Source organism: Candidatus Accumulibacter sp. ACC005, from assembly GCF_907163215.1.
Lineage (GTDB): Bacteria > Pseudomonadota > Gammaproteobacteria > Burkholderiales > Rhodocyclaceae > Accumulibacter > Accumulibacter regalis.
Genome location: NZ_CAJQUB010000012.1, coordinates 166,897 through 185,460, shown reverse-complemented (window position 1 = coordinate 185,460; position 18,564 = coordinate 166,897). Strand labels below are relative to the sequence as shown.

At 60.7% G+C, this 18,564-nt stretch carries 25 protein-coding genes and 1 pseudogene; 17 read left to right on the top strand and 9 right to left on the bottom strand.

Annotation, left to right across the window (positions count from 1 at the left end):
• The first annotated feature begins 7 nt into the window (after window positions 1-7).
• Window positions 8-274 carry a type II toxin-antitoxin system prevent-host-death family antitoxin gene (locus QZ613_RS14685; RefSeq protein WP_043569248.1) on the top strand — a complete coding sequence of 89 codons (267 nt, stop codon included), beginning with the start codon at window positions 8-10 and terminating at the stop codon, window positions 272-274.
• On the top strand, window positions 271-702 hold the full coding sequence (locus QZ613_RS14680; RefSeq protein ID WP_043569247.1) for a type II toxin-antitoxin system VapC family toxin: 432 nt from the start codon (window positions 271-273) through the stop codon (window positions 700-702). The genes QZ613_RS14685 and QZ613_RS14680 overlap by 4 nt, the downstream gene beginning before the upstream one ends.
• Window positions 703-883: 181 nt before the next feature.
• Here the strand turns inward: QZ613_RS14680 and QZ613_RS14675 are convergent, their stop codons facing one another.
• On the bottom strand, window positions 884-1,168 hold the full coding sequence (locus QZ613_RS14675) for a type II toxin-antitoxin system mRNA interferase toxin, RelE/StbE family (protein WP_043569246.1): 285 nt from the start codon (window positions 1,166-1,168) through the stop codon (window positions 884-886).
• Window positions 1,165-1,443: a hypothetical protein gene (locus QZ613_RS14670; protein WP_043569245.1), complete on the bottom strand. Its 279-nt coding sequence runs from the start codon at window positions 1,441-1,443 to the stop codon at window positions 1,165-1,167. Before QZ613_RS14670 ends, QZ613_RS14675 begins: the two co-directional genes overlap by 4 nt.
• Window positions 1,444-1,725: 282 nt before the next feature.
• Here QZ613_RS14670 and QZ613_RS14665 point away from each other — a divergent pair, with 282 nt between their 5' ends.
• The 3 genes from QZ613_RS14665 to QZ613_RS14655 are packed head-to-tail and all read left to right on the top strand — an operon-like array spanning window position 1,726 to window position 3,165.
• Window positions 1,726-2,004, top strand: a complete 279-nt coding sequence (locus QZ613_RS14665) for a type II toxin-antitoxin system ParD family antitoxin (protein WP_291983024.1) — start codon at window positions 1,726-1,728, stop codon at window positions 2,002-2,004.
• Between the two features lie 2 nt (window positions 2,005-2,006).
• Window positions 2,007-2,315 carry a type II toxin-antitoxin system RelE/ParE family toxin gene (locus tag QZ613_RS14660; protein ID WP_291983022.1) on the top strand — a complete coding sequence of 103 codons (309 nt, stop codon included), beginning with the start codon at window positions 2,007-2,009 and terminating at the stop codon, window positions 2,313-2,315.
• 13 nt (window positions 2,316-2,328) lie between these two features.
• Window positions 2,329-3,165 carry a tyrosine-type recombinase/integrase gene (locus QZ613_RS14655; RefSeq protein ID WP_291983226.1) on the top strand — a complete coding sequence of 279 codons (837 nt, stop codon included), beginning with the start codon at window positions 2,329-2,331 and terminating at the stop codon, window positions 3,163-3,165.
• Here the strand turns inward: QZ613_RS14655 and QZ613_RS14650 are convergent.
• Window positions 3,075-6,023 carry a Tn3 family transposase gene (locus QZ613_RS14650; protein WP_291983020.1) on the bottom strand — a complete coding sequence of 983 codons (2,949 nt, stop codon included), beginning with the start codon at window positions 6,021-6,023 and terminating at the stop codon, window positions 3,075-3,077. The two genes, QZ613_RS14655 and QZ613_RS14650, sit on opposite strands and share 91 nt — an antisense overlap.
• 4 nt (window positions 6,024-6,027) lie before the next feature.
• A complete protein-coding gene (locus QZ613_RS14645) occupies window positions 6,028-6,618 on the bottom strand; it encodes a recombinase family protein (RefSeq protein ID WP_291983018.1) in 591 nt (196 codons plus the stop codon).
• A 188-nt stretch (window positions 6,619-6,806) separates the two neighbouring features.
• Here QZ613_RS14645 and QZ613_RS14640 point away from each other — a divergent pair, with 188 nt between their 5' ends.
• From QZ613_RS14640 to QZ613_RS14625, 4 genes and pseudogenes are all read left to right on the top strand, one after another.
• Window positions 6,807-7,184 carry a type II toxin-antitoxin system RelE/ParE family toxin gene (locus QZ613_RS14640; RefSeq protein WP_043567191.1) on the top strand — a complete coding sequence of 126 codons (378 nt, stop codon included), beginning with the start codon at window positions 6,807-6,809 and terminating at the stop codon, window positions 7,182-7,184.
• Entirely contained in the window at window positions 7,165-7,500 is a 336-nt protein-coding gene (locus QZ613_RS14635) for a helix-turn-helix transcriptional regulator (protein ID WP_043567189.1), read from the top strand. Before QZ613_RS14640 ends, QZ613_RS14635 begins: the two co-directional genes overlap by 20 nt.
• Before the next feature lie 15 nt (window positions 7,501-7,515).
• A complete protein-coding gene (locus QZ613_RS14630; protein WP_291983015.1) occupies window positions 7,516-7,875 on the top strand; it encodes a transposase in 360 nt (119 codons plus the stop codon).
• A 210-nt stretch (window positions 7,876-8,085) separates the two neighbouring features.
• A pseudogene (locus tag QZ613_RS14625) lies at window positions 8,086-8,322 on the top strand (site-specific integrase); the annotation flags it as partial.
• 74 nt (window positions 8,323-8,396) lie between these two features.
• Here the strand turns inward: QZ613_RS14625 and QZ613_RS14620 are convergent.
• A complete protein-coding gene (locus tag QZ613_RS14620) occupies window positions 8,397-8,678 on the bottom strand; it encodes a helix-turn-helix domain-containing protein (protein WP_012806089.1) in 282 nt (93 codons plus the stop codon).
• Entirely contained in the window at window positions 8,675-9,013 is a 339-nt protein-coding gene (locus QZ613_RS14615) for a type II toxin-antitoxin system RelE/ParE family toxin (protein WP_291983011.1), read from the bottom strand. Before QZ613_RS14615 ends, QZ613_RS14620 begins: the two co-directional genes overlap by 4 nt.
• A 405-nt stretch (window positions 9,014-9,418) precedes the next feature.
• Between QZ613_RS14615 and QZ613_RS14610 the strand changes: the two genes are divergently transcribed.
• Together QZ613_RS14610 and QZ613_RS14605 are read left to right on the top strand one after the other, a co-directional pair.
• Window positions 9,419-10,072: a ParA family protein gene (locus QZ613_RS14610; RefSeq protein ID WP_291983010.1), complete on the top strand. Its 654-nt coding sequence runs from the start codon at window positions 9,419-9,421 to the stop codon at window positions 10,070-10,072.
• Window positions 10,065-10,295 carry a hypothetical protein gene (locus QZ613_RS14605; RefSeq protein ID WP_012806092.1) on the top strand — a complete coding sequence of 77 codons (231 nt, stop codon included), beginning with the start codon at window positions 10,065-10,067 and terminating at the stop codon, window positions 10,293-10,295. The genes QZ613_RS14610 and QZ613_RS14605 overlap by 8 nt, the downstream gene beginning before the upstream one ends.
• A 35-nt stretch (window positions 10,296-10,330) precedes the next feature.
• Here QZ613_RS14605 and QZ613_RS14600 read toward each other — a convergent pair whose 3' ends face one another.
• Window positions 10,331-11,392, bottom strand: a complete 1,062-nt coding sequence (locus tag QZ613_RS14600) for a replication initiator protein A (protein WP_291983008.1) — start codon at window positions 11,390-11,392, stop codon at window positions 10,331-10,333.
• Between the two features lie 58 nt (window positions 11,393-11,450).
• Here QZ613_RS14600 and QZ613_RS14595 point away from each other — a divergent pair, with 58 nt between their 5' ends.
• From QZ613_RS14595 to QZ613_RS14570, 6 genes are all read left to right on the top strand, one after another.
• The gene (locus QZ613_RS14595; RefSeq protein ID WP_291983006.1) at window positions 11,451-14,417 is read left to right on the top strand and encodes a Tn3 family transposase; all 2,967 of its coding nucleotides are present in this window, start codon (window positions 11,451-11,453) and stop codon (window positions 14,415-14,417) included.
• Window positions 14,418-14,558: 141 nt separating this feature from the next.
• Window positions 14,559-14,819, top strand: a complete 261-nt coding sequence (locus tag QZ613_RS14590; protein WP_291983004.1) for a type II toxin-antitoxin system VapB family antitoxin — start codon at window positions 14,559-14,561, stop codon at window positions 14,817-14,819.
• Entirely contained in the window at window positions 14,813-15,202 is a 390-nt protein-coding gene (locus tag QZ613_RS14585) for a type II toxin-antitoxin system VapC family toxin (protein ID WP_291983002.1), read from the top strand. The genes QZ613_RS14590 and QZ613_RS14585 overlap by 7 nt, the downstream gene beginning before the upstream one ends.
• Window positions 15,196-15,774, top strand: coding sequence for a recombinase family protein (locus QZ613_RS14580; protein WP_291983000.1), 579 nt, complete (start codon window positions 15,196-15,198; stop codon window positions 15,772-15,774). The genes QZ613_RS14585 and QZ613_RS14580 overlap by 7 nt, the downstream gene beginning before the upstream one ends.
• Window positions 15,775-15,929: 155 nt before the next feature.
• A complete protein-coding gene (locus QZ613_RS14575; protein ID WP_291982998.1) occupies window positions 15,930-16,520 on the top strand; it encodes a hypothetical protein in 591 nt (196 codons plus the stop codon).
• A gap of 143 nt (window positions 16,521-16,663) precedes the next feature.
• Window positions 16,664-16,948, top strand: a complete 285-nt coding sequence (locus QZ613_RS14570) for an integration host factor subunit beta (RefSeq protein ID WP_291982996.1) — start codon at window positions 16,664-16,666, stop codon at window positions 16,946-16,948.
• Window positions 16,949-17,159: 211 nt separating this feature from the next.
• Here the strand turns inward: QZ613_RS14570 and QZ613_RS14565 are convergent, their stop codons facing one another.
• Entirely contained in the window at window positions 17,160-17,762 is a 603-nt protein-coding gene (locus QZ613_RS14565; protein WP_291982994.1) for a hypothetical protein, read from the bottom strand.
• Entirely contained in the window at window positions 17,762-18,562 is an 801-nt protein-coding gene (locus tag QZ613_RS14560; protein WP_291982992.1) for a hypothetical protein, read from the bottom strand. Before QZ613_RS14560 ends, QZ613_RS14565 begins: the two co-directional genes overlap by 1 nt.
• Between the last annotated feature and the right edge of the window lie 2 nt (window positions 18,563-18,564).

The following is an 18,564-nucleotide window of genomic DNA, read 5'->3' as shown; positions in this document are numbered from 1 at the left end:
AACGACCATGCCCATCGCCATTCGCGAACTCAAAGCCAGCCTCTCGCGCGTACTGCATCGCGCGCAGGCAGGCGAAGTCATCGAAGTGACCTCCCATAACAAGACGATCGCCCGCATCGTCGGCATTCCGCCGCAGGCGGACGAAGGGCTCCGCGGCCTGATCGCCAGCGGCGGCTTGTCGTGGAGTGGCAGCAAGCCACAGCTGCAGCCCCCCGTTGAAATGGTCACGGGTGGAACAGCCGTCAGCCGGATCGTGCTGGCGGATCGCGGTTGATTCTCTTCTGTGACACCTCGGCGCTGGTCAAGCTGTACGTCAGAGAAGAGGCCAGCGAGCTCATGGTGGCGCTTGCCGGGTCGGCCGATACCATCGCCGTGTGCCGCCTGGCCTGGGCTGAAGCGATGGCGGCGCTGGCACGCCGCGCGCGTGAGAACCCGGCCGATGCCGAACTGATCACGGCTATCCGGACCCGTATGCGTAGCGACTGGCCCCGCTATGCGATTGTCGAGGTCACGCAGTCACTGGTGGAACTCGCCGGTGAGTATGCCGACACCTTTGCCCTGCGCGGCTACGACAGCGTTCAACTCGCCGCCGCGCGCATTTTGCAGGAAGCCACCGACGAAGAGTTCCACTTCGCCGTTTTCGTTACCCGGCTGGAGAAGTCCGCCAGGGTGCTGGGCATGCGTACCCTGGCCAGCGGTTGACAGGGCGAGCTCAAGCGTGGCGCTCGCGCAAGCAGCGCGCGAACGCCGCCTCGGCGATCCGGCGAGGCTCGCGTCGTGCAACAGGTCGACGACGCCGGTCGAGCCAGCGCCAGCTCCCTTGGCGAGCTGGCGGACAGTGTCGTGGTAGTCGCGCATACCAACAGGGGACAGATGGCCCTTTTTAAGCACGCACAGGCGGCCACTGGCGGGCCGTATTAACAAGCGTCAGTATCCACACTGTTTCGGCGTCGATCTCATACACCAGGCGATAGCTTTCGTGCGGAATCAGCTCGCGGGCGCCGGGAATCCTTCCCGACTTGCCACAATGGGGATGTTGGGCCAGCCGGGTGGCTGCGTCGCTGAACAGTTCATCCATTCGCGCGGCCGCACGCGGGTTTTCGGCAGCGATGTAGTCCCATACGTCGGTGCGGTCCTGCTGCGCTTCTGGTGTCCAGACGACCCTCACGGGCGATTCGTCACATCGGCGCGCCGTGCGGAAAACTCGGCTTCAACCTCATCGTTCGATCGCCCCTGCCCGGCACGCATCGAGGCCCGGCCGGCCTCGACCTTGTGGCGCAGGAACTCATCGTAGTCCCGTGCCTCGCGCTGACGGTGAACAAACTCGCGCATGAGCTCACGCAGCACCTGCGACGCCGGGCGGTGGGCGGCTTCGGCTTCCGCCATGAACTCGGCGCGCAGCTCGGGTTCCAGCTTCATCGTGAAAACGGCTTCTTTCGACATGATCAGGTCTCCTGCCAAAGGGTACTTGCAAAGTATATACATAATCATCACAACGCGCGCACTCGAAAAGTGCAACAAGGCGAGTTGTGCTGTATCAGCCGTGCCGGCAAAGATCTGCTTGGCAATGGGCTCGGCAAGGTTGTCGAACTATTGTTAACCTATTTTATCAATAGTAAAGTGTGGTTTACGAAGGAGGCCGACCCGCGCCGGACGCATTATCAAAGATTGACAATCATTGACAATGCGGATAGTTATGATGCGACATGACCACTGGAGACACTCATGACGATGAACATCAACCTGACCCCACAGTTGGAACAGCTGGTGCGCTCGAAAGTGACCACTGGGCTGTATAACTCCGCCAGCGAGGTGGTGCGCGAGGCTTTGCGGCTGATGGAGCGCGAAGACCAGTTGCGCGCGGCGGCGCTGGCGCAGCTTCGGCAAGACATCCAGGCCGGTCTTGATAGCGGACCTGCGACGCCGCTCGATATGGAAGAGATCAAGGCCGAAGGCCGCCGTTTGCGCGCGGCGCGGTTTGCGAGCACCGGCGAGCAGACCTGACGATGCCCCGTGTCCTCAAACGGCCGCTTGCCTATTCCGACCTAGCTGAAATTTGGTCGTTCATCGCAGATGACAGCGCGGACGCCGCTGACCACTTTCTCGCAGTCCTGGAGCAAAAGTTCAGGCTACTGGCCACGCAGCCGCAGATGGGGCGGTCGCGGCCGGAACTTATGCCAGAGCTGCGGAGCTTTCCGGTCGGTCGCTATGTTGCTTTCTACTTGGCCATGGCGGACGGCATCGACTTGTTGCGTGTTCTGCACGGCGCGCGCGACATAGGGGGACATGATTTTGAAGACGACAACCTCGAATGAAGTGACCAACCCACTGTCAGCGCCGGCGACCTCCGCCGGCCGGCTGCTGACCGCCGACCAGTTTCAACGCCTGGCCGACGTGCCGCCCGAAATCGAATGGTTCGCCAATCTCGGCAACAAGGCCACCCGCCGCGCCTACGAAAACGCCCTCGGGGATTTCATGAAGTTCACCGGCATCGTGAAGCCCGAGGAATTTCGCGGCGTGACCCGCGCCCATGTCATCGCCTGGCGCGACGACCTGGTGCAGCGCGCCTTGAGCGGCATGACGGTAAGGCATCGCCTGGCAGCGCTGTCGTCGCTGTTCGAGTCCCTGTGCGAGAAGAACGCCGTGACCCATAACCCGGTCAAGGGCGTCAAGCGTCCGTCGGTGGAAAGCTACGAAGGCAAGACCCCGGCCCTCGGCGACCACCAGGCGCGCAAGCTGCTGGACGCGCCCGACGGCGCGTCGCTCAAGGGCAAGCGCGACCGCGCCATCCTGGCCACCCTGCTCTATCACGCCCTGCGGCGTGACGAGCTGTGTCGGTTGACGGTCAAGGACTACAAACACGAGCGGCGCGGGGTGCCGCACCTGAAGGTGTTCGGCAAGGGCGGCAAGATCCGCTATGTGCCGCTGCACCCCGCTGCCAGCGGCTTGATCGGGGACTATCTTGAGGTCGCCGGGCATGGCGCGGACGATGCCGGTGCCCTGTTCCGGCCGCTACGCAACAACTGCACTACTGGGGGTAGAACAAGCAGTCGTGTCACCGGCCGCCATTTCGATCATGACAAGTCGAGCCGAGTGTTCATGTCCAGATCGAACCGCCCATACGGGTTGACGTGCTCCCAGATCAGCGGCGTCAGAGCGGCGTAGTCGCGTGGCGTGAACTTGCCCTGCCAATGGGGTTGAGCCAGCACCTTCTGGATCATCAGCGTATTGATGTAGACCATGCAGTTTTGGAGCAGGTGCAGTGCGAGCATGCTGACCTCGTGATCCTCGCGGCGGTTGCTCGCCATTTCGCCACGACGCGCGAAGAACACAAAGTCGGTCGCGCCGTTCCACTGCTCGACCACGTTCAGCCCCTCGTTGATCTCGCGCCGCAGCGCCTCGTCGTGCAGGTAGTGGCACAGGAAGATAGTCTTGATCGCCTTGCCCAACTCGGCGAAGGCCTTGTAGGTTGGGTGCTGCACGTTCTTCTTGGTGAATCGGCGCAGAATGGCTTCAGTTTCCGCCGTGCCAAGGCGAAGCGCCGTGGCGTACTTGACCATCTGGTCGTATTGCTGTCGCACTGACTCAAAGTCAATGGGCTTGGTCAGAATTTGTTGCAGGTTCGCGTAGGCGTCGACCTTGCCGGTCGCCGGCCGGTACAGTTTCTGCGAGTGGATCGCTTTGAGCCGTGGCAGCAACTGGAAGCCGAGCAGTCGGCAGAAGGCGAATGCGACCGTGCTCTGACCGTGTGAATCGACGTACTGGCGATCCACCTCCATCTCGGTGCAGTGATGAATCACGCCCTCGATCATTGATGCCACTTCCGACGACGAAGGTGATTTGAGCTGCGAATGGATGCACAGCGAGCTGCGCTCGACGTGCCAGTAGATCATGATGCCGCGCCCGCCGTAGCGCACGTGCCATTGCGTGGTGAGGTTTTGATCCCACGCGCCGAAGTGCTTGGAGTCGGAGGCGCAGGCGGTCGTGCTGCTGCCCCAGATGGCAGGGTTGCGAGCATGTAGCGCGCCATTGGCAACGACAGCGATCGCGCGGCGCATCGCATCGACGCTGATGTAGCGCCGCCGCACGTAGGCCAGCTCTCGCGCCGTAGTGCCCGAATCCAGCCCGGCCATGCGCTGCAAGCCGGCATTGGTGCCCAAGCCATGCAGGCACAGCAACAGGCGTGGTTGCAGTACCGCGCGATCCATCGTCTCGTAGGAGGTCGGGCTTTTCAAGGCGTCCGTAAAACCCAGCCGCAGGTCGGTTTCCTTGACCATGTCGAGCAGGCTGGTCATCGGCCAGATGGCGTTGAGTTCTGCCTTGAGCGCGGTCAAGTTAGGCGGATCGGGCTGCGCATCGAGCGGCGTCAACGTGATCCAGCCGCCGCCTTTGCTGCTCAACCGGACGGAGGGATTCTTCTTCAGGCCGGCGTCGAAGGTGGACAGCGCCTCGCGCATCGCCGACTGCAAGTCGGCGATGAAATGATCCGCGTCAAGCGGGAGATTCAACGCCTGGTAGTAGCTCTCGCGGTTCTCGTCAAAGTCGGCTGGGAGGTCGTCGTCGGGATCGCGGTAGCGGTTTGCGCCAACCACCCAAACTTCCTTGCAGCGCAGTCGCTCGCGCAGCGCTTCCAGCACCGCGATTTCGTAGGTGACGCGGTTGACCCGATCCCGGCCGGCAGCGTCCTTCTCCATCACGGCTTCGCGCCACAGGCCACGCACCACGCCGTCGAGCGGGACGTCCTCGTCGGCCGGGAAGGTATGCACCTTGGTATTGGCGAAGCGTTTCACCAGTTCGAGCGCATCCATCACCGGGCGGTGGCGGTCGTTGTTGGAACGGAATTCCAGCGCAGCCAGCAAGGTCGGCACCATGCGCCGATAGTGGCCCTGGTATGAATTGCGGATCACGGTACGCAGCGTGATGCGATAGGTTGGCCCGCTGGCCTTCCATTCCTTGACCAGATCGCGCAGGGTCTGTTCATCGACCACCGGGAACACCACGTCGCGCACCACGCCATCCGGTTGGGCCAGCGTAGCGTCGGCCAGGCTGAACAGGAGGTTCTGCTTGCCGGTGACACGCTTCAGATCTTCCAGCAATTCCCGCTCGACCTTGCGCTCGGCACGCGCGCCGATCTGGTGGATGGTCTCGATCAGCAAGTCCACCAGGTCATCGGTCAGACTGCGGGCGCGCAGATAGACGAAGGCCGCCAACCAGGTGATGCGAGCAGCATCTGGATGCCGGCGCAAGTCGCGAGGAACCTCGACCGAAACTCGCTGGCGGCAACGCTCTAGGTCGCGCGGTGAAGTTCGGTCGAACAGATCGGCGGGCAGGTTGATTCCCCGGATCAGTTCCAGCCTCGCCAACTCGTCCTGCATGCTGGCAAGGCTAGGTCGACCAGGACTGCCACGTAGCTTCAGCAGGACAGCCGGTGCGCTGCCTATCGCGTCGTCTTGGTTGAGTTCTTCGCTGCCGTCACCCTCTGGACGCAGTAGGGCATCCAGGTTCTTGCGTGTTGCGAGCGACAGCCGTGCATAGACGCCGTTATGGAAGCGGCCTTCGTGAGCGCGCAAAGCGCTGCGCGCGATACGCTCCACCCTGTCGGCCGTCGGCGGCTCGATGGCGAGTTCCCGGCAACGCGCTTCCAGCCGCTCAATCATCGAATCAATGTCGCCGGCGAGCTCGCCGGCGACATGATCGCGCAGCCAAACCGTCAGCATCTCCGAGTCGGCGACTGTGGCTTCGCGGAAGCCGAAGCGCCCGCGAATTTCAGCGCGTAGGCGCTCCTCCGTGCGCCCGGTGAGGAAGGCTTCGCCATCGATTGGCATCGGCACATCGAGTTGCTGGCGCAGTGAGGCGACCCCTTGCGCCTCGATTTCATCCTTGTCGCGCGGGAACCGGCCACGCTCACGGAAGAAGGTCAGCAGGACGGCAAAGCCCAGCCGGTTCGTCCAGTTCTTTGTCATCACCAACTCGCGCTCAGCCGATGCCAACAGCCACTGATCTTCTGCGCTGCCGTTCGCCATGCCGCTACGCTCCTGGACGCGAGGACTCGGGCCAGCCGACCCGCGCCAGGGTCTCGATCAAGGTGGTGCGTTTGACGCCGAAATTCCGACACACCGCCGCCTTGGACATACCGCCGTCGAGTGCGGCGACGATCGCGTTCAGCTTTTCGCCAGTGATTGCCTGTGGTCGGCCGCCGATCCGGCCACGTTTGCGTGCGGCGGCCAGGCCGGCGACGACACGCTCTTGAATCAAGGCGCGCTCGTACTGCGCCAGTGCACCGAATACCTGGAACAGGAACTCGCCCGATGGCGTTGTTGTATCCAGGCTCTCCGTCAGCGAGCGAAACGCCACCTGTTTGCCCCTGAGTGAGGTCACGATAGCGAGCAGGTGCGACAGCGAGCGGCCGAGCCGGTCCAGCTTCCAGACGACCAATACATCGCCAGGGCGGACAAATTCTAGCGCCCGAGCTAAGCCCGTGCGGTCATCCTTCGCGCCGGAAGCGTGATCCTCGAATAGGTGACGTGGATCGACGCCGGCCGCGAGCAGCGCGTCGCGCTGCAAGTCCGTGCTCTGCCGGTCGGAGTCCGACGACACGCGCATGTAGCCTACCAACATATCGGATAACCCATAAATTTAGTTTCCGTATAGTAGCGCATAGCGACATGGTTTCCCGCACATTATCGAGGCCTGTCGTGAGCCGTTTCGTTGGCAGTTTTCTACGTGTCGTAAAACACTTGTTTTGCGACATCGGCTCTATTGGTATCGTGCTTTATATTTTACCTGAACAGGTATAAACTGCCGCCATGACCCATAAAGAAAAAGCGCTCGAATGGATCGCGAGCAGCTACAAGGATCTGATGGCGTTGCCACCTGACGTGCGCAGGCGCTTCGGTTACGCACTGTCGTTGGCGCAGATGGGCGATCAGGACGACGCGGCAAAGGTGCTCAAGGGCTTCGGCGGAGCCGGCGTGCTTGAGGTTGTCGAGGACGATGCCGGCGGCACGTACCGGGGCGTCTACACGGTGAAGTACGCGGAAGCAGTGTTCGTCCTGCACTGCTTCCAGAAGAAGAGCAAGAGGGGGATCGCCACACCAAAGTCAGATATGGACATCATTCGCGCTCGGCTGAAAGTGGCCGACGCATTGGCACAGGAGCTACGAAATGCAAAAACGAATCATTGAAGGCGTCGAGGTTCAGCGCAGCTCGGGCAACGTCTTTGCCGACCTTGGACTGCCAGACGCCGAAAAACTCAAGATCAAGACCGGCTTGGTGGTCGAGATTAGGAAGGCGATGCGCGCCCTTGGGCTGACTCAACAAGAGGCGGCGAAACGCATGGGCATCCCGCAACCGAAGGTGTCGGGCATGATGCGTGGTGACTTCACGAACCTGTCCGAGCGCAAGCTGATGGACTGCTTGAACCGCCTCGGCTACGACATCGAGATCAAAGTGCGGCCGGCCGCCGAGCCGGTCGGACACCTGACGCTCGCGGTCGCTTGATCAGGTTGCCAGCCGATGGTAACCCGCATTACCGATGAAGAGTGGGACAAATTGTCTCCGGAGAATTTCGAGACGCATTCGCTGCTGCGTGCCGTCGATGCCGTGGACGAACTGCGTGCCGATCTCAACGATGGCGAATACGCCACCCCGCCGCAGCTTCGCACCGACCTGCTGAAGCTGCACCAACTGGCAATGGCCGTCATCAACGAGGGATCGCGCAGCCAGGTCGCTTCTCTATTCGAGCTGGCCAGCGATCTGGATGAGCAGGTTTCTCACATGATGACCAATCTGGAAGAGGTGCAGGCAACGCTATCGCAATTGACGGCGCTGTACCCGGACAGCTTGTGCTATGAAGGCCTGGACGACGACGGATGATGGCTGGCCGCTCCTACTCTGGCCCATTAAGCGTCAGGTCGCCACGGCGAATCGCATCGTCGCCAACCACAAGGGACGCAATCCGCAGGAGGAACGCGCCTCCTTGAAAGAGCGCCTGCCACGCTATGGATGAGCAAATAAAGTCTGGCTTACTCCAAGGTGGCGGCTGGTGACACAACTGCTTGTTCTACCCCTACTGGCGGACTGGAAAGGGCGATCACGCCCGACGCGGTTTACAAACTGGTGCGGCAATATTCAGCGGCGCTGGGTTTCGCGATCGGGGCGCACGCGTTGCGGGCGACCGCTGCGACCAATGCGCTCGACCACCAGGCCGACATTGCCAAGGTGCAGGAGTGGCTGGGTCATGCCAACATCGCCACGACGCGTATTTATGACCACCGCAAGACTAGGCCGGAGGATAGTCCGACCTTCAAGGTCGCCTACTAGCAGCCGCTGTGGCCGGGGTGTTCTCGAAAACCGCTCTCGCTTGAAGCGGCGTTAAATGGCGAGCTTCGAGAAGGTCAGGCAGCTTCAAGCACTCGCATTTCGATGTGAAGCCCGGCAGCCGTCGCCATGTTCACCAGTGCATCGAGGCCGAATAGGTTGATCTTGCCGCGCATCAGGTCAGAGACACGCGGCTGAGTCACACCAAAGAGTTTGGCGGCCTGCGTCTGGCTCATTTCGGTCCGGGTAAGGTGGTTCTTCAGCGCCGTCAGCAGGACAGAACGCAGCTTCATGTTTTCCGCTGCTTCAGGGGTGTCCTCGATGGCATCCCAGACGCTGGCAAATCGTTCGTTGCTCATTGGTTTAGCTCCTTCAACAAATCGCGGTAACGCTTGGCGGCCAAGTCCAGATCGGCCTTGCTGGTCTTCGCGGTCTTCTTCTGGAAGCAGTGAAGCACGTAGACGGCATCAGCGAACTTGGCGACGTAGATGATCCGAAACGCCCCGGCTGCATCCTGAATCCGAATCTCCCTTCCCCCCTGGCCCACGGTGCTCATAGGCTTCCAGTCGTCCGGTTCCTGGCCGTTCTGTATCTGGTCGAGTTGATGGCCTGCCTCGCGTTTTGCCGCGATTGGGAAGGCGCGAAGGTCATCAAGGGAGCATCCACGGAATTCGACTGGCTTGGGATTGATCATGCCTAGACTATACAAAAACTTGTATGTGCTGACAAGATGGATTGGAACCGCGGCACAGGCAACCGGCTTAGCGCACGACTTTTCCGACTCCTACGCGTCTCGTTCCTTGAGCTACGCTGCGCGGACCTCCGCCTGTCCAGTGACGCGCCCTATCGCAAAGTAAGACGCGACAGCTTCGCTCCCGCGTAAGCCAATGGTAGGCGCAGTGTTCGAGCTTCGCTCAGACATTGCGCCCAACCCCGCAGCCACACGGCCCCGAGCTGAACTCGGGGCCGTGTGGCTGGCGCCTTCCGGTCACTTTGCCGCCAAGAAAAGCAACTCTGCTTCTATTCAGGTTGACCACCTTCCAGAATTTGGTTAATTTCATGAAATGTTTATTTCCTTCATTCATGAACGGTGGTTTTCATGAAAACAATCGTAATCACATCCCAAAAAGGCGGCAGCGGTAAAACGACCCTTGCCGCTCACCTCGCAGTCGAAGCTGAACGCATGGGCGATGTCCCCGTGTGGCTCATTGATACCGATGAGCAAGGCACACTCAGCCAATGGCACGCGCGACGGGAGCAAGACACCCCCAACCGCGCCGAAATGCCATTTGCCCGTATCGCAGAGGGACTGGCCAACATGGCTCAACGTGGCGCGGCCTATTGTTTCATTGATACCGCCCCCACGATCTCCGGTCAGAGCTCCGCCGTCATCAACATGGCCGATCTCGTGTTAATCCCCGTTCGCCCTTCTCCCGCCGATCTTTGGGCCGTTTCGGAAACCGTTGCCTTGGTCAAGCAAGCGGGGAAACCTTTCCTCTTCGTCATCACTCAAGCCAAGCCCCAGGCCACCATCACCGCCCAAACGATCGCCGCTCTTTCCGAGCATGGTCGGGTTGCTCAAGCTTTCATCGCCGACCGCGTTCCCTACGCAGGCGCGATGACCGGAGGCCGCACCGCCCCAGAGCTTGCCCCGAAGAGCCCAGCCGCCGACGAAATCGCCCGTTTATGGCTTAGCGTGAAATCATGTTTTCATGAAAACATTAAATCAGTAAGGAAAGTTAAGCATGGCTAAGACTGTTGCTATCACCGCCGCCGACCTTTCGCCGACCAAGCCACGCCAGCAGAGCATCACCCGTCAGCGCGGCGTGACCTCATCCGCCGAGCTCGTGCCTTTGCAATTCCGCATGCCTCCAGATTTCGTGCGATCCTTCAAGCAAGCGGCTCTCGATCGAGGCCTGAAGCTTAATGAATTGCTGAATGAATGTTTTCATGAATTCATTAAAAAAACAGGCTAGCCACCAAGCAGGGTAGGGCGGTAGTGCAACCGCGCTTAAGAAAACCCAGGATACTTGCCCCGCCGCTTACAGAACGCCAGAAAGTGAGCCTGAGCATGAAGCGGGCTGATCTTCTTACGATCAATCCAAGCTCGCCACTCTGCTTCAATTCTGTGAATGTCCCAGCCAGGCGCGTAGTTACGCCCCAGCGCGTAAGTATCCTCACTCAAGCGGATAAAAACCCCGCGCTCGGTAAAGGATGGCAGCTTGCTCTTGGTTCGCATTTCAACCATATCGCCATCAAGCATGAAACCGTACCCTGGCATGTGATCATGCAACTGGTCGGCATCAATGATCGTCTGCAACAGGCGCCGAAACTCTTTTAGCGTGGATTGTGCCCCGCACTTTGCCCGCAGCTTCTCCAAGCCAATCTTAAACGAAATCTGTTGCCCTACATGCTTGCGTGCCAGCTCGTAAAGTCGCCGTTCGAGCGGCTTGGCGAGTTGAAAATACTGGCGATCAAGCGTTAGTACTTCATGAGCTTCGACCGCCTGAAACACCCAATCCGAAAGAACAATTTCGATTTCCTGCATTCGCCCTTCGCGGCTCTCCCGCACGATCCGCGCCCGATCAATCAGGCTGAACAAATCGAACGTCTCCTTGCCACCCGTAATGATGTTGGTCGCAATCTGCGTGCCCTGCAGCCGTTCGAGAGCTTCCCTGAGCTGCAAGTAGCCACGCCCGCTTGTGTCCCGATTGGTCGCAATCAAGAGATCATGCGCCCGCAGCCGCAGGGTTCGCGACACCGGACGGCTATCATTCACCGCCGCCATAAGCTGGCTTATGCAATAAATCAGAATGTCTCGGTCAAAGACCGTTGCTAACCCCTTCGCGCCAGGCCGCACCTCCGCCCAACTCGCCCCGTTCTCATAACGACGGGTCTTCATGTCTGGTTTCTTCGACAGCGAAAATATCGGGTGCTCCATCGAGGCGCTATCGCCCTTCAGGGCAGCATCAAACACGTCGCAAACGAAGAAATCCCGCTCGTGCCGAATTGGCCCAGTGGGAGCGAAGCTGCAATTTGAGGCCATATAAGCCGCGGCTGATGTTTCCGTCATCGTTTTGTCCACCTGCTATCTCTATAATCCGTCCAAATCGACCTCGACGGAGCTTTCCTTGGTGCAATCGTGGACTGATATCGACTTGCAAGAACAATGGGCACTGAACGCTGACGAGCTCGCCCTGCTACCCGGCATGACCAACACGGGACGCCTTGCCTTCGCGGTCCAACTAAAGTTCATGGAAATCCATGGCCGCTTTCCGGAACGTCATGATGAGATTGATCCGGCCGTACTTGATTGGCTCGCGACTCAAGTCGGTAGCGGTAGTGCCACCGATGGTTTCGTAGCCTTCGAACTCGATGGCCGCCAAGGACGCCGGCAGCGCCGTACCATTCGTGGGATGTTGGGATACCGTCCCACGACGGGCGGCGACCTTCAGCGCCTGAGCGAGTGGCTGGCCAACGACGTGCTGCCGTTCGATCCGCAGGCCCGCCACGGCCGCGATCTCGCGCTGGAATGGTACAAGGCGCAGCACCTTGAACCTCCGGCGATCGATCACCTCGATCGCGTCATCCGCTCGGCAGCCCATGGTTTCGAGACGCGGCAGCAGGAAGCTATCCATAGGCGCCTGTCCGCTGCCAGCAAGGCGGCAATCGACGGGCTCCTGGCAAGCGAAGACCCCGACACCGGCAACGAAAGCGAAGAGGTATCGACCACCCCTGCCTCCGCATTGACGTTCTCCCAACTGAAGGCCGATCTCGGCAAGGCCAGCCGCGACAACCTCCTGGTCGGCATCGCCCGGCGCCAATCGATCGACGCTATCGGCCTGGTCGCCGACGTGTTCAAGGGCGTGCCCGCCAAATTCATCGACCAATTCCGTCAGCGCTGCGCCACCGAATCGATCCGCGAGTTGCGTCGCCATCCGGCGTCGATTCGCTACAGCATGGTGGCTATGTTCTGCTGGCGCCGCCGGCAGCAATTGACCGACGCGCTGGTTGACATGCTGCTGCAGCTCATCCACAGCATTAGCACGCGCGCCGAGAAGAAGATCGACAAGAAGCAGTTCGCCGCCTTCAAGAAGGTGCGCGGCAAGGCGCGACTACTGTTCAAACTGGCCGAGGCGACGGTGGACCAGCCGGAAGGCGTGATCAAGGACGTGGTCTACCCGGTGGTCAGCCAGAATACGCTAAAGGAGCTGGTGTCCGAGTTCGAAGCCATGGGCTTGGACTTCGAGCGCGAGGTGCAGGAGACGATGCGCTCGTCCTACGGCCGCCACTACCGCAGCATGCTCGCACCCGTGTTGGATGCGCTCACCTTTCGCTCCAACAATACGGTGCACCGGCCTGTGATCGATGCGCTCGCCGTCCTGCAGGCGAATCGCGACAGCAAGCGTCAATACTACGAGGCGGACGAAGTGCCGCTCGAAGGCGTAGTGCCGAAGAAGTGGCGTCACATCGTCATTGATACCGCCAAGGACGGCGCCGAGCGCGTCAACCGCATCGACTACGAAGTCTGCGTGCTGCAGGCATTACGCAAGCGCCTGCGTACCAAGGAAATCTGGGTCGAAGGCGCGGACCGCTACCGCGACCCAGAACAGGATCTGCCCGCCGATTTCGACGAGAAGCGCGACACCTACTATGACATGCTCAAGGTGCCGAAGGACGCCCAAGTGTTCATCGAGCAGGTCAAGGCCGCCATGCGCCAGTGGCTCAAAACCTTCAACGACGGCCTGCCGAGCAATCCCAAGGTCAAGCTGCGCAAGCAGGGCAAGAACATCATCCACTTGTCGCCCTATACCGCGCAAACCGAGCCGCCCAACACCGCCGCGCTCAAGCGCGAAATCGGCCGGCGCTGGTCCGACGTCGAGCTGATCGACATCGTCAAGGAGGTCGACCTGCGCCTCAACTTCACGTCGGCGTTCCGCACCGCCGCTAGCCGCGAAGTGCTAGACCCGCCCGTGCTGCAACGGCGCCTGCTGCTGTGCCTGTTCGGCATCGGCACCAATGTCGGCCTCAAGCGCGTGGCCAGCCAGCAACCGGGCGTCACCTTCGACGAGCTGCGCTATGTGAAGCGCCGATTCGTCAACAAGGAGGCGCTGCGCGCGGCCGTCGCCGAGATCGTCAACGGCACCTTCCGCATCCGCCAAGCCGCGATCTGGGGCGACGCCACCACCTCGTGCGCCTCCGACTCCAAGCAGTTCGGTGCCTACGACCAGAACCTGATGACGGAATGGCACGCGCGCTACGGCGGGCGCGGCATCATGATTTACTGGCACGTTGACCAGAACTCGACCTGCATTTACTCGCAGATCAAGCGTTGCTCATCGTCCGAAGTCGCGGCGATGATGGAAGGCGTGCTGCGCCACTGCACGACCATGGAGATCGAGCAACAATACGTCGATACCCACGGGCAGAGCGAAGTCGCGTTCGCCTTCAGCTACATCCTGGGCTTCGACCTGCTGCCGCGCTTCAAGCTGATCGCCCGCCAGAAGCTGTCCATGGTCGATGCCGATGACGCCAAGCAGTTCGCGAACCTGGAACCGATCCTGGTGCGCGCCATCAAGTGGGATCTGATCGCGCAGCAGTACGACGAGATTATCAAGTACACCACCGCCTTGCGGTTGGGCACTGCGGATTCGGAGGCCATCCTGCGCCGCTTCAGCCGTGCCGACCCGGTGCACCCGACCTATCAGGCGCTGGCCGAGTTGGGTAAGGCGATCAAGACCCTCTTCCTCTGCCGCTACCTGCACGAGGAATCGCTGCGCCGCGAAATCCACGAAGGCTTGAACGTGGTCGAGAACTGGAACAGCGCGAACAGCTTCATCTTCTACGGAGAGAAGAGCGAGATCGCCACCAACCGCGTCGAGGACCAGGAACTGGCGATGCTGTCACTGCACCTGCTGCAAGCCTGCCTGGTGTACGTGAACACGCTGTTCATCCAGGAGGTACTGGCCGAGCCGGTGTGGCGCGAGCGCATGACGGCCGACGACTGGCGAGCGCTGTCGCCGCTGATCTATCACCACGTCAATCCGTACGGGCGGATCGAACTGGATATGAACCGGCGGCTACCCCTGGCCGCATAACCTCCCGGAAACCCTCGTTTGTGGGAGGTCCGCTGGTGATTTTCCAGATCGATCCAGTCGAGGCCCTCGAGTCTCCCAAAACTATCCCTTGATTGGCTCTCCCGAAACGTCCACTATGTAGTCGAGTAACAGGAGAAAATCATGGCCATCGTGATCGAAGACATTCAAATGGAGCGCCTGGCGGAGCAAATCGCCGTTGCCGAAGGCGTGTCCGTCACCGAGGTATTGCGGGAAAGCCTGATATCGCTGGCTGGCCTACGCGGCTTGACCACGCGGAAGGCCCCGTTGCGTGAGCGGTTGGCGGCGCTGGCGAAAGAGGTCGACGCGGTTCCCGCGCCCGTTCCGACCGACCTGCGCAGCGATGATGAAGTCCTGGGCTACAACGAGCACGGCGTATGGTGATCGACACCTCCGCCATCCTAGCCTGGCTCAAGCACGAACCGGAGCGCGAGCGCATCGTAGCGGCGCTGGAAGCGAACCCGGTTTGTCGCATCTCGGCGGTGAGCCTGCTCGAAGCGCATATTGTCGTGCGCGCCCGCGAACATCCGACCATGGTCGGCAAGCTGCAGCGCTTCCTGGAGGAAATCGGCGCCGTCGTCATGCCGTTCGATGAACGCCAGGCGCGGCTCGCTGATGCAGCTTTCATACGTTATGGCAAAGGTCAGGGACACCCGGCTCAGCTCAACTTCGGCGACTGCGCCGTCTACGCCTTAGCCGCCTCGCTCGGCGAGCCGCTGCTGTTTGTCGGCAACGACTTCGCGCAGACGGACATCCAGCGATGCTGATCGGCTACGCACGGGTCTCCACGCGCGATCAGAAACCGCACCTGCAACTTGATGCGCTGCAGGAAGCCGGTTGCGAGCGCATCTTCGAGGAGACCGCCAGCGGCGCCAAACGCGACCGCCCGGAATTGAAGGCGGTGCTCGACTTCATGCGTGCCGGCGACAACCTGGTGGTGTGGAAGCTCGATCGTCTGGCGCGGTCGACGCGTCAGTTGCTTGAGACGGTTGAGGCGCTTGAGCTGCGCGGCATTGGACTCAAGATTCTGACGCAGAATATCGACACGACCAACGCCGGCGGGCGGCTGATTTTTACGGTGTTCTCGGCGATCGCCGAATTCGAGCGCGAGATCATCCGCGAACGCACGCGCGCTGGGCTCGATGCGGCTCGTTCGCGCGGGCGTACGGGTGGCCGTCCACGAGCGCTGTCGGACAAGGATTTGAAAGAGGCACGCGTGTTGCTGACCGACCCGGAAATCACCGTCGAGGATGTGGCGCGGCGACTCGGCGTCGGGCCGTCAACGCTGTACCGCTATCTCCCCGCCGCTAGGCACTCCATCCGTGACGCTGGCTTGTAAGGCGCCGCATACAAACCTTCGACCCTTAGGCGTCGCTGCCCGAGATCAGCGCCAGCGCGCGTTCCGGCATCATCCCCCAAGAGCCTTCCTGAACTGGCATCGGGACTGGCGGGATTTCGAATGAAAGCTGTTTCGGTCACGAGGGAAGGTTGGCTGTGAGCAACGTCTACCCGCTGCTGCCTAAACTGGCGCTTAACAGGCGCTTTGTCCGCGATTTTCTTGGCGCCGCCGAGCCCTGTTGCGCGCTGGGTGTGATCGAGGAGCGCAAGCAAGCCTCCCCACTGCTGGCCCTACGGCCAGGCGTCGTGCTGCCGGATCATTGCACCGAACACGGCTTCGAGCTCGGCCATTCGGTGCTCGGCGACAGCAAGTACGAGATCGTGCACTTCGCGTTCGAGTTTGGCGGCTTCGCGACCTACAACGTCCTGCTCAACCCGAGCGACCCGCTGGTGCGTGCCGTGCTGTGGCGCATGGTGGACCAGGGGTGCTACTTCGTTCTGGCGATCGGCCCAGACCAGCAGGTAACCGCCTTCCGCGCCAATGTCGGCGAGGCGGTGCTGGCCGGTCTGCACGAACACTTCCCGCGCATCGAGCGCTCGACCACCAGCAGCATGCAATACGACAAGGCGCTCGCGCAATTCCGTCGGCGGCCGGAACCGCCAGGCCAGATGCTGGGGTGGGTCTGCCGCGGCGACCCGTCCTACCTCGACCTGGCAAACGACCGGATGGAACTGGTGCCGCACTGATCGTGGAAAGCAATGCCCGCGTGCCGGCTGGACCGACGGTGTTTTGAGAGCAGGAGGAAGGGCGCCGTTTGTCAGAATCGGCCTCTTAAGGAACAGCAAATGCTTATATGGCCTCAAATTGGAGCTTCGCTCCCACTGGGCCTATGATCCGCTCCGAACTCATCAACCGACTCGCTGCCCACTTCCCGCAGTTCACAACCAAAGATACTGAACTTGCGGTCAAGGCCATTCTAGAAGCGCTGAGCAACACGCTGGTGAAGGGGGACCGCATTGAAATACGCGGTTTCGGAAGCTTCGGGCTCAACCACCGGCCGCCCCGCACTGGGCGCAACCCAAAAACCGGTGAGGCCGTGCAGGTCTCAGCAAAAGCTGTGCCCCACTTTCAGGCGGGGAAAGAACTGCGTACCAAGGTCGACTCGGGCAGATAAGGGCGTCTTGATCGGGTTCTGCGCGTGCGCAGACATGCAGAAGGCATGTATTGTAGAGCGGAACTGGCCGACTCAGATCGGCCACTATGCTCAGTAGGAAACTATGTGTGGCCCTAGTGAAGCAAAGGGATCCCTTGTTGGTGGCTGCTGCCACCAACAACAGGCGCGCCTCGCCTGTGTTCGTTCACACGAACCTCTACCGGCTTGCAACTCACTGAAAGTGGGACGTAACAGACGTGCAGGGCAGGCCCAGGCCACGTTTGTGCTTCATGCGCGTGAGCTCGCCGTTCTGGTAAAGCCAGTTTTCGCCAGGAACGACGCCCTCACCGCGGTTGCGTGGACCGCCAGGAATCGATATTACTATCCGGTCCTGCTCGACGGCGATCGATGGTTGGGCGCCGCCGCAGAAATCGACATTCGTCGATAGGCTGGCAGGGCCGTCCGCTCGAAGCCCGAGCAGCCATAGCGGCCCGCCGTCGCACGCGTTGCCTGCCATCTGCTGCTGAAAGATCACAACTTCTGAGAACGGTTTGGCGGGTACTTTGGAGTAAACGAGGATTTCCGGTCTCGGCGCGCTGGCGTTTGGATCCTGTTCATCGTCGCAGTCAGTCGCGATCAGCCTTTTTCCGTTGATGGTCACCTCGTAGCGACAATTTCGCTCAAGTTCGACGATCCTGAGTTCACCGGCGACGGTATGTAAAGTGTCCGCATACGACGCTTGGGGCCTGCCCTGCGCAGCCACGTCAGCCAAACCCCAAGCCCAAAGAGAAGAAATCGCAAGGAGAAAAGCGGCCTTTGGAGTGCTCAGCCGCATCAACCTTTGCTCGCCGGTTTTAGACCCTCATCGAGCTTGGCCCTGACTTTCGCGGCCGCTTCAGCCTTGGTGACCTTGCCATCCTTGTTGCTGTCGAGGCCCTTGTTCTGCTGGTACGCCGTTGATGGGGCCGCAAAAAGAACGAAATCATTGTCTTTACCGACAGCCTTCGGCCAAAGTATTGCCATGTAGACGTCTTCGAGTTGCTTCAGCCTGCCTTGATAAGGAAGAAAGTATTTCTTTACGTAGTCGAGTTGTTTGACCGCCGTCATTTTGGCGAGGTCATCGGTGCTTGTCCCAAGGCCTATCGCCGTTTTCGGCATGAACTGGATCAAGCCCGTCGCGCCACTGCCCGCTAGATTCTTAACCGCGGGATTGAACGTACCGCCAGTCTCGAACGCCATAGCCGCCATCAGATAGTCAACGTTCACGCCAAGCTCAGCCGCGATGAAGATCACCTTGGTTTTGAATTCCTCCGATACCTTCTTGCCGAAGGCGATCGCCGGTTCGCCGGCTGCACGAAGCGTGGGTGTAATCGGTACAGTCTCGATGTCGATACCGGCGTGCGGGGCCGCGACCGCCGCATTCTGCCCTGTCCCGCTACCGCCAGCCATCACGGACAGCGTGGCTCTTGCTGCGCTCGCGTTCGACACTGTCCACACAACGGTGAGCGTGCCGTCACCATTGTCCGTCACTATTATTGTGATTTCCAGTCCTTCGATACGGGCTTGTCGCCGGAGGTCGGCTTCCATCGCCTGCCGATCGCTCTTGGGAAGAGTCCGATGCTGTCCGCTTTTCATGG

Bases quoted from the DNA above. Each gene is read 5' to 3' on its own strand.
- QZ613_RS14685 (WP_043569248.1), top strand. From the start codon at position 8: ATGCCCATCGCCATTCGCGAACTCAAAGCCAGCCTCTCGCGCGTACTG.
- QZ613_RS14620 (WP_012806089.1), bottom strand. From the start codon at position 8,678: ATGAGCAACGAACGATTTGCCAGCGTCTGGGATGCCATCGAGGACACC.
- QZ613_RS14665 (WP_291983024.1), top strand. From the start codon at position 1,726: ATGACGATGAACATCAACCTGACCCCACAGTTGGAACAGCTGGTGCGC.
- QZ613_RS14605 (WP_012806092.1), top strand. From the start codon at position 10,065: ATGGCTAAGACTGTTGCTATCACCGCCGCCGACCTTTCGCCGACCAAG.
- QZ613_RS14585 (WP_291983002.1), top strand. From the start codon at position 14,813: ATGGTGATCGACACCTCCGCCATCCTAGCCTGGCTCAAGCACGAACCG.
- QZ613_RS14600 (WP_291983008.1), bottom strand. From the start codon at position 11,392: ATGACGGAAACATCAGCCGCGGCTTATATGGCCTCAAATTGCAGCTTC.
- QZ613_RS14645 (WP_291983018.1), bottom strand. From the start codon at position 6,618: ATGTTGGTAGGCTACATGCGCGTGTCGTCGGACTCCGACCGGCAGAGC.
- QZ613_RS14670 (WP_043569245.1), bottom strand. From the start codon at position 1,443: ATGTCGAAAGAAGCCGTTTTCACGATGAAGCTGGAACCCGAGCTGCGC.
- QZ613_RS14630 (WP_291983015.1), top strand. From the start codon at position 7,516: ATGGTAACCCGCATTACCGATGAAGAGTGGGACAAATTGTCTCCGGAG.
- QZ613_RS14610 (WP_291983010.1), top strand. From the start codon at position 9,419: ATGAAAACAATCGTAATCACATCCCAAAAAGGCGGCAGCGGTAAAACG.
- QZ613_RS14635 (WP_043567189.1), top strand. From the start codon at position 7,165: ATGCAAAAACGAATCATTGAAGGCGTCGAGGTTCAGCGCAGCTCGGGC.
- QZ613_RS14570 (WP_291982996.1), top strand. From the start codon at position 16,664: ATGATCCGCTCCGAACTCATCAACCGACTCGCTGCCCACTTCCCGCAG.
- QZ613_RS14580 (WP_291983000.1), top strand. From the start codon at position 15,196: ATGCTGATCGGCTACGCACGGGTCTCCACGCGCGATCAGAAACCGCAC.
- QZ613_RS14615 (WP_291983011.1), bottom strand. From the start codon at position 9,013: ATGATCAATCCCAAGCCAGTCGAATTCCGTGGATGCTCCCTTGATGAC.
- QZ613_RS14640 (WP_043567191.1), top strand. From the start codon at position 6,807: ATGACCCATAAAGAAAAAGCGCTCGAATGGATCGCGAGCAGCTACAAG.
- QZ613_RS14560 (WP_291982992.1), bottom strand. From the start codon at position 18,562: ATGAAAAGCGGACAGCATCGGACTCTTCCCAAGAGCGATCGGCAGGCG.
- QZ613_RS14565 (WP_291982994.1), bottom strand. From the start codon at position 17,762: ATGCGGCTGAGCACTCCAAAGGCCGCTTTTCTCCTTGCGATTTCTTCT.
- QZ613_RS14660 (WP_291983022.1), top strand. From the start codon at position 2,007: ATGCCCCGTGTCCTCAAACGGCCGCTTGCCTATTCCGACCTAGCTGAA.
- QZ613_RS14650 (WP_291983020.1), bottom strand. From the start codon at position 6,023: ATGGCGAACGGCAGCGCAGAAGATCAGTGGCTGTTGGCATCGGCTGAG.
- QZ613_RS14590 (WP_291983004.1), top strand. From the start codon at position 14,559: ATGGCCATCGTGATCGAAGACATTCAAATGGAGCGCCTGGCGGAGCAA.